10 protein-coding genes are annotated in these 10721 nt (G+C 69.5%); 3 read left to right on the top strand and 7 right to left on the bottom strand.

The features are described 5' to 3' along the window. Positions 1 to 16: 16 nt before the first annotated feature. Both METY_RS10280 and METY_RS10270 read left to right on the top strand, forming a co-directional pair. Positions 17 to 712 carry a cyclase family protein gene (locus METY_RS10280; protein ID WP_103121291.1) on the top strand — a complete coding sequence of 232 codons (696 nt, stop codon included), beginning with the start codon at positions 17 to 19 and terminating at the stop codon, positions 710 to 712. A 187-nt stretch (positions 713 to 899) separates the two neighbouring features. Further along, positions 900 to 2321, top strand: coding sequence for an amidase (locus tag METY_RS10270; protein WP_103121289.1), 1422 nt, complete (start codon positions 900 to 902; stop codon positions 2319 to 2321). A gap of 247 nt (positions 2322 to 2568) precedes the next feature. On the opposite strand, the gene METY_RS10265 is transcribed toward METY_RS10270, so the two are convergent. From METY_RS10265 to METY_RS10245, 5 genes are all read right to left on the bottom strand, one after another. Next, positions 2569 to 3708: a mandelate racemase/muconate lactonizing enzyme family protein gene (locus METY_RS10265; RefSeq protein WP_103121288.1), complete on the bottom strand. Its 1140-nt coding sequence runs from the start codon at positions 3706 to 3708 to the stop codon at positions 2569 to 2571. Between the two features lie 21 nt (positions 3709 to 3729). Then, positions 3730 to 4716, bottom strand: a complete 987-nt coding sequence (locus tag METY_RS10260; RefSeq protein ID WP_103121287.1) for an NAD(P)-dependent oxidoreductase — start codon at positions 4714 to 4716, stop codon at positions 3730 to 3732. After that, positions 4709 to 5599, bottom strand: coding sequence for a fumarylacetoacetate hydrolase family protein (locus METY_RS10255; protein ID WP_103121286.1), 891 nt, complete (start codon positions 5597 to 5599; stop codon positions 4709 to 4711). The genes METY_RS10260 and METY_RS10255 overlap by 8 nt, the downstream gene beginning before the upstream one ends. Positions 5600 to 5602: 3 nt before the next feature. After that, positions 5603 to 6745, bottom strand: coding sequence for a mandelate racemase/muconate lactonizing enzyme family protein (locus tag METY_RS10250; RefSeq protein WP_103121285.1), 1143 nt, complete (start codon positions 6743 to 6745; stop codon positions 5603 to 5605). A gap of 86 nt (positions 6746 to 6831) precedes the next feature. After that, positions 6832 to 7821: a Bug family tripartite tricarboxylate transporter substrate binding protein gene (locus tag METY_RS10245; RefSeq protein WP_103121284.1), complete on the bottom strand. Its 990-nt coding sequence runs from the start codon at positions 7819 to 7821 to the stop codon at positions 6832 to 6834. A 143-nt stretch (positions 7822 to 7964) separates the two neighbouring features. Here METY_RS10245 and METY_RS10240 point away from each other — a divergent pair, with 143 nt between their 5' ends. Further along, complete coding sequence (locus METY_RS10240) at positions 7965 to 8654, top strand: GntR family transcriptional regulator (RefSeq protein ID WP_160147340.1); 690 nt, start codon at positions 7965 to 7967, stop codon at positions 8652 to 8654. Positions 8655 to 8739: 85 nt separating this feature from the next. Here METY_RS10240 and METY_RS10235 read toward each other — a convergent pair whose 3' ends face one another. Beyond that, on the bottom strand, positions 8740 to 10074 hold the full coding sequence (locus METY_RS10235; RefSeq protein ID WP_103121282.1) for a TRAP transporter large permease: 1335 nt from the start codon (positions 10072 to 10074) through the stop codon (positions 8740 to 8742). Beyond that, the gene (locus METY_RS10230; protein ID WP_103121354.1) at positions 10071 to 10685 is read right to left on the bottom strand and encodes a TRAP transporter small permease subunit; all 615 of its coding nucleotides are present in this window, start codon (positions 10683 to 10685) and stop codon (positions 10071 to 10073) included. The genes METY_RS10235 and METY_RS10230 overlap by 4 nt, the downstream gene beginning before the upstream one ends. Positions 10686 to 10721: the final 36 nt, after the last annotated feature.

The raw sequence follows: 10721 nt of genomic DNA, 5'->3' as shown, positions 1-10721 counted from the left end.
CCCAAGGAGCGTATCCATGTCCCGCGTCGTCGATCTCAGCCTGACCGTCGAAGACAACATGCCGGCCCACAAGCTGTTCCAGCGGCCGGTCATCACCACGCATCTCAGCCACGAAAGCTCCAAGGCCTTCGACCTCGGCGTGCCCGGCGACGCGATGACGTTCCAGACCAACTTCATCGCCATGCTCGACCACGTCGGAACCCACGTCGACGCCTACAAGCACGTGAACCCGAACGGCGCGCCGATCGACGAGATGCCGCTCGAGATGTTCATGGGGAAGGCGCTCTGCTTCGATCTGCGCCACATCCCCGACCTCGGCGACATCACCGTCGCCGACATGGAGGCGGCCGAGGAGAAGGCCGGCGTCAAGGTCGACGGCCACATCGTGCTGCTCTGCACCGGTTTCCACGCTCGCAACTATCCGAGCCTGGACTCGGTCTGGAAGAACCCGCTGCTGACGGTCGAGGCCACCCAGTGGCTCTACGACCGCGGCTCCAAGATGCACGGCGTCGAAGGGCCGTCGACCGACAAGCCGACCGACAACATCTTCGCCCAGCACCGGCTCTGCCGCGACCTCGGCGTCAGCCACTGGGAGTGGCTCGTGAACCTGGAGGAGCTGGTCGGCGCCGGCGAGTTTCAGTTCTTCGGCGCGCCGATCAAGTTCAAGGGCGGCTCGGGCTCCCCGGTCCGCGCCTTCGCCATCTTGAATTGACGCCGGAGAGCGCGCGGGAGGCCGCCTCCCACGCGCCGTCATGCCCGGCGGAGACGGGCATCCACGACTTGCTGCGATCGCAGCGCTCGACGTCCAAGTCGTGGATGCCCGCGAAGAGGCGGGCATGACGGCCGAGATGGCCGCGCCTCGTTAAAGAAAACACGCACCAACGCCCGGGAGCGACGCCATGTCCGCCGACTTCGACTTCATGAGCGCGACCGCGCTCGCGCGGCTTGTGGCGACGAAGGCGGTCTCGCCGGTGGAGCTGACCCGGCGCGCGCTCGACCGGGCGGCGGCGACGCAAAGCTCGCTCAACGCGTTCTTCCTGCTGATGGAGGACGAGGCCATGAGCGCCGCGCGCGAGGCCGAGACGGCGGTCGTGCGCGGCGCGGAGCTCGGGCCCCTGCACGGGCTGCCGTTCTCCGCCAAGGACCTGATGGCGGTGAAGGGGCAGCGTTACGCCTCCGGATCCCGAGCCATGGCCGACAACGTGGCGGAGGTCGATGCGCCCGCGGTCGAACGCGCCAAGGCCGCCGGCGCGATCCTGATCGGCAAGACCACGACGTCCGAGTTCGGCTGCAAGCCGGTCGGCGACAGCCCGCTCACCGGGATCACCCGCCACCCGTGGGACCTGAGCAAGACCCCCGGCGGCTCGAGCGCCGGCGCCGCGGCCTCGGTCGCGGCCGGGATCACGCCGTTCGCGCTCGGCACCGACGGCGGCGGATCGATCAGAATTCCGTGCAGCGTGACCGGGCTCGCCGGGCTCAAGGGCCAGTTCGGGCGCGTCGCCGTCTGGCCGACGTCAGCGACGCCCACGCTCGCGCACGTGGGTCCGCTAGCGCGCTCGATCGAGGACGCGGCGCTGCTGTTCTCGGCGATCGCCGGCTACGATCCGCGCGACCCGTTCTCGGTGGCGGGTCCGGTTCCGGACGTGCTGGGCGCCCTCGGCCGGGGCGTGGAGGGGATGAGGATCGCGTGGAGCCCAACGCTCGGCTACGCTCGCCCTGATCCCGAGGTCGTGGCGATCGCGGAAGCGGCGGCGAAGCGGCTGGCTGACGCCGGCGCGATCGTTGAGGAGGTCGAGCGAGTGTTCGACGCCGACCCGGAAGATATGTGGATGGCCGAGTTCTACGCCGGCGTCGGCACGCGGCTCCGGTCCGTGGTCGAAACCAAGCGCGAGCTGCTCGATCCGGCCGTCGCCGTCGTGCTCGAGGCCGCGCTCGCGCAGGAGATGCGCGACTACTACGACAAGGTATTCCGCCGTTATGCGCTGCGCGACCAGATGCGGCGCTTCTTCGAACGCTACGACCTGCTGCTGTCGCCCACGCTCCCCAAGACGAGCGTGCCTACCGGAGTCGACGTGCCCGAGGGCCTGGAAGACCGCACCCTGGTGAGCTGGGTGTTCTACACCTACCCGTTCAACCTGACGGGCCAGCCTGCGGCGTCCGTGCGCGCGGGGCTCTCCTCGGACGGCATGCCGGTCGGCCTGCAAATCGTGGGACGCGCGCTCCGCGAGGCCGACGTCGTCGCGGCCGCCGCCGCGGTGGAGCGCGGTTGGCCCGGTGAGGAGGATCTCCACCTCCGGAGGCTATCGCCGAGCCTCCGCTGACGCGGAGGTCCACGACGCAGCCGACGTCGCTAAGGCCGCTTCGGGTCAGTGGACGCCACGCTGTTTCATGCTCCGCCGTCGCCCCGGGCCTTGTCCCGGGGCCCATAAGCCCGCCTGTCGAGATTGGTCTCCACCGGCGGGCTATGGATTCCGGGACTTCGCCCGGAATGACGGCGGGGTTCACTGCGTCAACGAGACCCAAAAACGTTCCAAGGACCCGCGCGGCGATCGCTTGGCGCTACCATCGTCAGACGTAGCAGGGGCCCTCGATCAGCGGGTGCGCGGCGATGAAGGCTTCGTCGATCTCGAGGCCGAGGCCCGGCTTCTCCTGCGGGCGGACGCCGCCGTCCGCGCCGATGACGTAAGGCGTCCCGCCGATCTCGTCGCGGAAGGGATTCGCCTTGGCGACGTCGCCCTCGAAGTAGCCGGGGTTGTCGACCGCCGCCAGCATGTGGATCGTCGCCGCCATGTTGATGCCGGTGGCGGAGGTGTGCGGGTTGACCGTGATCCGCTGGGCCGACGCCATGGCCGCGATGCGCAGCGACTCGGTCAGGCCGCCGGTCTTGGACAGGTCCGGCTGCACGAAGGACACCGCGCCGTCCTCCAGCAGACGGCTGAACTCGAACCGGGTGAAGTGGTTCTCGCCGGCGGCGAGGGGCGTCCGACCGAGCTTCGCGGCCTGGATGTAGGCCCGATAGTCGTGGGGCGAGAACGGCTCCTCGAGCCAGCCGATCGCCAGCTCGTCATAGGCGGGCATGACGCGGCGGACGTCGTCGAGGGTGTAGCCGGTGTTGGCGTCCACCAGGATGTCGATGTCGGGGCCGACCGCCGACCGAACGGCGCGGGCGCGGGCGACATCGCGGGAGGGCGTGTCGCCGACCCGGAGCTTCAGCGCCTTGTAGCCCTCCGCCACGTAGCCCTGCGCTTCTTCCGCGAGCGAGGCCGGGTCCTGCCAGCCGAGCGAGATCCCGCCGGCGTAGGCCTTGATCGAGCGGGACGCGCCGCCCAGCAGCCGGTAGAGCGGCCAGCCGCAGGCCTTTCCGCGGATGTCCCAAAGGGCGAGATCGAGGCCGGACAGCGCGAGGGCCGCGGCGGCGCCCATGCCGTGGCTCGCGAGCTGCATCTTATAGACGCGCGCCCAGACCGCGACGACGTCGAGCGCGTCCATGCCCAGCACCAGCTCGGACAGCGTCGTGTCGATGAGCTTCGCGACCGCGCCGGGGCAGCGGCCGTGATGGGCCTCGCCCCAGCCCACGAGCCCCTCGTCGGTCTCGACCTTCAGCAGCACCGCGTCGCGCTTCACGGCTCGCCCGATGCCGAGCGTAACGTTCTGGCCCTCCGGCACGCGGTAGGACACGGGCACGGCGCGGATCGATCGGATCTTCATGGGGGCGGGCCTTTCGGAGGATTACGCGCGGACCGCGCCGTAGCAGTCCGGATTGACGAGGTTCCTGGGGCGCTCCCCGGCGAGGATGCGGAGCATCTCCTCCGCCGCGCCCATGCTCATGGCGCGCAGGCTGGTCGCGGTGACGCCCGCCACGTGGGGCGTCGCCAGCACGTTCGGGGCCCCAAGAATCGCGGCGTCGGGCGCGAGCGGCTGGACGTCGTGGACGTCCACGGCCGCGCCGCCGATCCGGCCCTCGTGGAGCGCCGCGACCAGCGCCGCGGTGTCGACCACGGCGGCGCGGGCGACGTTGACCAGAAGAGCGCCGGGCTTCATCAGGCTGATCAGACGCGCGTCGACCAGCCCGCGGGTGGTTTCGTTGAGCGGGCAGGCGATGACGACGGCGTCGCTATCCGCGAACAGCCGGTCGATGGCGACGGGCTCCACGCCCTCGGGGAGGTTCGCGAGCGTCCGCGACGCGCCGAGCACCCGCATCCCGAAGCCGTTCCGGGCGATCGCCGCCACGCGGCGGCCGATCTCGCCGACGCCGAGGATCCCGAGCGTCGAACCCGCGATCTCGCCGGTCCCGTCGGCGAGCGGGCGCGCCGCCGCCCAGCCGTCGCGACGCAGCGTGGCGTCGAGCCCCGCCAGCGGCCGCCGCAGCGCGAGCAGCGCGCCGATGACATACTCCGCGACCGCCTGCGTGTTGCTGCCGGGGAGGTTCGCGACCGGGACGCCCGCAGCCGTCGCAGCCGCCACCGGAATGAAGTCGAGCCCTACGCCATGGCGCACGATGCCCTTCAGCCGGGGCGCATGGGCGACGATGTCGTCGGGGAGCTTCGCCCGCACCACGATGCCGTCGACGTCGCCGGCGAGCCGGCGCAGCGTATCGGGGGCGACGTCCGGGGCGACGACAAGCTCGGCGGCCGCGGCGAGCAGGGCCTCCGCGTCCGGGTGGACGGCGTTGGTCAGAAGCAGCTTCGGCCGGCCGGCCGGATCGACGTCAGCCATTCCAGGGGGCGCCTTCCACGACGGGGTTTTCGAGAACGCCAAGTCCAGCGACGCTCGCGCGCATGACGGCGCCGGGCGTGAGCCAGGTCGGCGGGGTCTGGACCGGCGCGACCCCGGCCGGGGTGCCGGTCGCGATCACGTCGCCCGGCTCCAGCGGACCGTCCTGCGACAGGATCGCGATCAGCTGGTCGACGTCGAAGAGCAGGTCGGCGGTGGTCCCGCTCTGGCGGGTGACGCCGTCGACCGTGAGCGTCACGGGGAGCGCGTGGGGATCGGGGATCTCGTCGACGGTCGCGAGATAGGGTCCGAACGGGCCGAAGGTTCTGATGTTCTTGCCGCGGTCGAACGAGCCGTCCGCGCGGATCAGCTGACTCGCGCTCACGTCGTTGAACGCCGCGTAGCCGGCCACATGGGCCCGCGCCTCCTCCGCGGACACCCGGGAGGCGCGACGCCCGATGACCACGGCGAGCTCGGCCTCATAGGTGCAGCCGCCGACGCCGGCCGGCAGCGCGACCGCCTCGCCCGGCCCGACGACCGTGTCCGGCGACTTCATGAACAGCGGGGGCCGCGCGGGATGCGGCATGCCGCGTTCCTTCAACGCGCAGACGTAGTTGTGCGCGATCCCGAAGATGCGGCGGGGCGTGAAGGGCGCGAGCAGCGTCACCCCGGCGAGAGGCAGGACCGCCTCGGGCGCGGGAGTCGCGACGGCGATCCGCGCGGCGACCGCGGCGAGGCCCTCCGCCACGAAGTCGGCGACCTCAGGCGCGAGACCCCCGAGCGCCTCCGCCATGGAAGCGTGGCGAAGGTCGAGCACGGCCTCGCGCTCGTCGAGCAGAACGCCGGCGCGGACGCCATGCGCGTCGCGGAAGGTGACGAAGCGCATGGGTCAAGCCACGCGATACTTGTCGATGATCGACCGGTCCACGTCCACGCCGAGGCCCGGCGCCGTCGGGATCTGCACCACGCCGCGGACCTGCACGATCGGCTCCTTGGCGAGATGGTCCCGGAACGGGTTCTCGCACTGCTCGAACTCGAGCAAGGGAGGCGCCGGGAACAGGCTCGGCGGCTGGTCGGGGATCGCCGCGAGGAAGTGCAGCGTGGCGGCGAGGCCCACCGCCGACCCCCAGGCGTGCGGCACGCATTCCACGCCGTGCGCGGAGGCGAGCGTCGCGATCTTCTTGCATTCCGTGATGCCGCCGGCGGCGCAGACGTCCGGCTGCACGATGTCCATCGCCTTGCGCACGATCGCGTCCTTGAAGCCCCAGCGGGTGAACTCGTTCTCGCCGCCCGCGACGGCCATGTCGAGCGCTCGGCTGACCTCGACGTAGCCGTCGATGTCCTCGGGCGAGATCGGCTCCTCGAACCACTCGATGTCGAGTTCCTCGAGCTTGCGTCCGAGACGGATCGCGGTCGGCACCGAGAAGCAGTGGTTGGCGTCGACCATCAGGCGGATGTCCGACCCGATCGCGTCGCGCACCGCCTTCACGCGCTCGAAGTCCTTGGCGACGGAGCCGAGGCCGATCTTCATCTTGATCGCGGTGAAGCCGTCCCGGACGTAGCCTTCCGCCTCCTCGACCGCCTCGCCGATCAGGTTGTCGAAGTCGATGAAGTAGAGGCCTGTGGCGTAGGACTGGACCTCGGTGCGGAACGCGCCGCCGATCAGCTTGTGAACAGGTTTCCCACAGCTTTTCCCGACGATGTCCCACAGCGCGATGTCGATGCCGCTGATGGCGGCGATCGACATGCCCTTGGGGCCGTAGTCCTTGATCCGGTTGTAGAGGTCCTCCCAGACGACCTCCACGTCGAACGGGTCGCGGCCGATGATCCGCGGCCCGAGCTGCGTGTCGATGAAGGCCTTGGCGACGGCGGACGGACCGTAGCACTCGCCCCAGCCGACGACGCCGTCGTCGGTCTCGATCTCGACGAGGCAGGTCCCGCGCGTCTTGTAGAGCCAGCCGCGCGAGGAGGTGAAGGGCTGCTCCACCGGGGCCGCGATGACGTGGGAGGTGACTTTTTTGACCTTGGACACGAAGCTCGAAGCCTTTCAGGCGGGAACGCCGGAGCAGTGCGGATCGACGGCCCTCGGCCGCTTCCGCGATTGAGGACGAACGCGGATTACTTCGCGGCGGCCTTGAAGACCTGGCTTGCGACCGCGTTGAGCGAGGTCTGGACCTCCATGACCTCCTTCGTCAGGGCGTCGCCGGTGAGATCGTCGACCAGGAAGCCGTTGTCCTTGCCGAAGGTCTTGAAGGCGTCGCTCTGGATCGCCTTGCGGAGCCGCGCGATCAGGTCCGAGCGCGTGGCCTCGGGGAGGCCGGCCGGGGCGACGAGGTAGGCCATCTGCACCAGCGGGCCATAGGGGAACACGTCGAAGCCGCGCTCCTTGAACGTCGGCAGGTCCGGGAAGACGGCGAGCCGCTCGTTCGCGAACACGCCGAGCGGCCGGACATAGCCGCTGCGGATCTGTCCGAGACTTTCCGAGGGCTTGAGCACGGCCGCGTCGATCTGGCCGCCGGAGAGGTCGGCGATCACCTTCGCGCCGCCGGGGTAGGGCACGTTGGTGTAGGAGGCTTTCGCCGCGCGCGCGGTCATCTCGGCGAAGATGTGGTTGAGGTTGTTGTTGCCCGGCGTGCCGATCGTCGCCACGCGGTCCTTGCCCATGAAGGCGAGGAAGTCCTCGATCGTCTTGTGGGGCGACGAGGTCGCCACCAGCAGCATCAGCGGATCGGTGGAGACGCGCGCGAGATGGGTGAACTGCTCGTTCTTCAGCGGCGCCAGGCCCTGCGCGATGACGGCGAGCGTCGAACTGGTGCCCATGCCGAGGGTGTAGCCGTCCGGATCGGCGCTCGCGACGCGCCGCATCCCGATCGCGCCGGTCGCCCCGGGCATGTTCTCGACGATGATCCGCATGCCGTCCTGCTGCAGCATGGGCTGCAGGATCCGCGCGGCGATGTCGTTGGAGCCGCCCGCGTTCCACGGCACGATCAGCGTCACCTCGCGCGCCGGAAAGGCCTGGGCATGGGCGGACCGGATCGAGGCGCCGGACCCCGCGAGGGCTGCGGCGCCGGCCAGTCCCGCGAGAAGCGAGCGGCGTGAAAGGATCATGGCGTTTCCCTAGGTCTTGTTGTTTGTTATAACAAACATCGATAAAATGGAGCTGTCAAGCGGCGGTCGCGTGCGTCGCCGGGTTCGCGGAGCCGCGAAGCGGGGCTACCGTGGCCGGAGAGATCAGTCGGAGGATGCGAGACATGGCGGGTGAGGTCGCGCTGCGGCGGATCGAGCGGGAGCCTTTGGGCGAGCTGGCGCACACCCAGCTGCGCGACGCGCTGCTCGGCGGCCGCTTCGCGCCGGGCTCAACCCTGACGTTGCGGCACCTGGCCGAGACCTTCGGCGTCTCCGTCACGCCGGTGCGCGACGCCGTCTCCCGCCTGGTCGCGCTCGGCGTGCTGGAGCTCGGGCCGCGCGGGGCGGCCGTGGTGCCGGACGTGAAGATCGACGCCCTGGCGCACATCACCATGGTGCGAACCGAGCTCGAGGGGAGGGCGGCGTTCGAGGCCGCGACCCGAGCGGGCCGGCGCGAGTCGGCCAACCTGGCGACGCAGCTCGACGCCATGCGCGCCGTCATCCGCGCGCAGGATTTCGCGACCTATCTCGATCTTCACCGGCGCTTCCACTTCAGCGTCTATGCGCTCGCCGAGGTCCCCATCCTCTCGGGGATCATCGAGAACCTGTGGCTGAGGGCCGGCCCCGTGCTGTCGCTCGTCGTGCCGGACTATGTGCTGACGCTGAAGGGCACCGACCGGCACGCCGCGATCGTCGACGCCATCGCGCGCGGCGACGGCGCGCTTGCGCGCAAGGAGACCGCGGCCGACATCGTCGAAGCCGACGCCTATCTCCGAAGCCTCGCCGGCCCCGACGGCCGGATCCGGCGCGCCTGACGAGCCACGTCAGGCGGCGGCGCGACGAGATCGGCGGCCCGGCCGCCGCCCTGCGGCGTCGGCCGGGTGGGAGGGCTGGCCGCCCTCAGTTCGCCCCGCCTCCGTACATGTAGTTCGGCAGCCACAGGCCGATCGCGGGGAAGGTGTAGTACAGCACCATCGAGAAGATCACGATCACAAGGAACGGCATGACGCCTGAGAAGATCTCGTTGATCGTGACGTGTTTCGGCGCGACGCCTTTGAGGTAGAACGGCGCCATGGCGACCGGCGGCGACAGGAACGACGTCTGTATGTTCAAAGCCACCAGGATGCCAAAGAACAGCGGGTCGATGTTGAAGTGGCTGAGCAGCGGCAGGAAGATGGGCAGGAAGATCACGATGATCTCGGTCCACTCCAGCGGCCAGCCGAGCACAAAGATGATGACCTGGGTCAGCAGCAGGAACTGGATCGGCGTCAGATCGAGGCCGATGATGAAGTTTTCGACCACGGACTGTCCGCCGAGATAGGCGAACACCGCCGAAAACACGAACGACCCGACGAACAGCCAGCACACCATCGCCGAGGCGCGGGCGGTGAGGTAGACGCTCTCCTGCAGCTTCTTGAAGGTGAGCTGCCGGTAGGCCACGGCGAGCACCATGGCGCCGAGCGCGCCGACGGCGGCGGCTTCCGACGGCGTGGCGAAGCCGCCGATGATCGCCCCGAGCACGCCCGAGATCAGCAGCGCGAGCGGCAGGAACGAGGTGGCGAGCGCCCACATCACCGCCCAGTAGGAGGCGGCGCGTTCCGACGGCGGAAGCTTGGGCGCGAGCGACGGCGTGATCAGCACGCGGATCACCACATAGAGCATGTAAAGCCCGGCCAGCATGAGGCCGGGGAAGAACGCGGCGGCGTAGAGCTTCACCACCGAGACGCCTGCGGTCGCGCCGTAGAGGATCAGCATCACGCTCGGCGGGATCAAAATGCCGAGGCAACCGCCGGCGCAGACGACGCCGGCCGAGAGCTTCGTGTCGTAGCCGGCCCTCAGCATGGCGGGGAAGGCGAGCAGGCCCATCAGCGTCACCACCGCGCCGACGATCCCGGTCGCGGTCGCGAACAGCGCGCAGGTCGCGAGCGTCGCGATCGCAAGCGAGCCGGGCAGGCCGCCCGCGGCGAGCTGGATTGAGCGGAACAGCCGGTCGAGGATGTTCGCGCGCTCGACGAGGTAGCCCATGAACAGGAACAGCGGCACCGAGATCAGCACGTCGCTCGACATCACGCTGTAGGCGCGCTGCACGAACAGCTGAAACACGGTGTCGCCCATGGCGTAGAAGCCGAAGCCGACGCCGAGCGCCATCAGCGTGAAGGCGATGGGGAACCCTAGAAGCAGGAGCACGACGAAGAGGGCGAGCATGATCACGCCCATCATGGGATCCGAGATCATATCTTGGCCTCGTCGAGCTCGATCTTGGACGGTTCGACCGCGACCTTGTTGGCCGCGGCCTCGGCGAGGATCAGTTGCTCCGTCTCCTCCACGTCGCTGAGCCGCTGCGGCCAGTCCCCGGTCCGCAGGCAGATCACGCAGCGCATGACCTCGACGACTCCCTGCAGCGTCATCAGCACGCCGGTCACGGGGATGACGAGCTTGAAGGGCCAGAGCTTCAGTCCGTCGGGCGAGAACGAGCTGGTTTCGCCGGTCTGGTAGGACAGGTCGAAGAACACCCAGCCGGCGTAGACCATCGCCAGAATGCCGGGGAAGAAGAACAGGATGTACAGGACGAGGTCGAGCCCGGCCTGGGTGCGCGGCGTCCACTGCCGGTAGAGGAAGTCGCCGCGGACATGGCCGTTGCGCGACAGCGTGTAGGCGCCGGCCATCATGAACAGCAGGCCGTAGAGCATGTAGCTCGCGTCAAAGGCCCAGGTGGTCGGCGCGCCCATGATGCGGCGTGACGCCACCTCGAACACGATGACGAAGGTGAGGACGACGATCGACCACGCGAACAGCTTGCCCACGGCCGCGTTGAAGCGGTCCACGGCGAGGAGATAGGACTGCATGAGACATGCCTTCGGCCGGAGGCGGAGCGCCACGGA

This window comes from Methylopila sp. Yamaguchi, assembly GCF_002897035.1.
Taxonomy (GTDB): Bacteria; Pseudomonadota; Alphaproteobacteria; order Rhizobiales; family Methylopilaceae; genus Methylopila.
This window is presented reverse-complemented; position numbering and strand designations above follow the sequence as displayed.

Coding starts and splice junctions, on each gene's coding strand:
- METY_RS10255 (WP_103121286.1), bottom strand. CDS start 5,599: ATGCGCTTCGTCACCTTCCGCGACGCGCATGGCGTCCGCGCCGGCGTT.
- METY_RS10235 (WP_103121282.1), bottom strand. CDS start 10,074: ATGATCTCGGATCCCATGATGGGCGTGATCATGCTCGCCCTCTTCGTC.
- METY_RS10230 (WP_103121354.1), bottom strand. CDS start 10,685: ATGCAGTCCTATCTCCTCGCCGTGGACCGCTTCAACGCGGCCGTGGGC.
- METY_RS10270 (WP_103121289.1), top strand. CDS start 900: ATGTCCGCCGACTTCGACTTCATGAGCGCGACCGCGCTCGCGCGGCTT.
- METY_RS10245 (WP_103121284.1), bottom strand. CDS start 7,821: ATGATCCTTTCACGCCGCTCGCTTCTCGCGGGACTGGCCGGCGCCGCA.
- METY_RS10280 (WP_103121291.1), top strand. CDS start 17: ATGTCCCGCGTCGTCGATCTCAGCCTGACCGTCGAAGACAACATGCCG.
- METY_RS10240 (WP_160147340.1), top strand. CDS start 7,965: ATGGCGGGTGAGGTCGCGCTGCGGCGGATCGAGCGGGAGCCTTTGGGC.
- METY_RS10260 (WP_103121287.1), bottom strand. CDS start 4,716: ATGGCTGACGTCGATCCGGCCGGCCGGCCGAAGCTGCTTCTGACCAAC.
- METY_RS10265 (WP_103121288.1), bottom strand. CDS start 3,708: ATGAAGATCCGATCGATCCGCGCCGTGCCCGTGTCCTACCGCGTGCCG.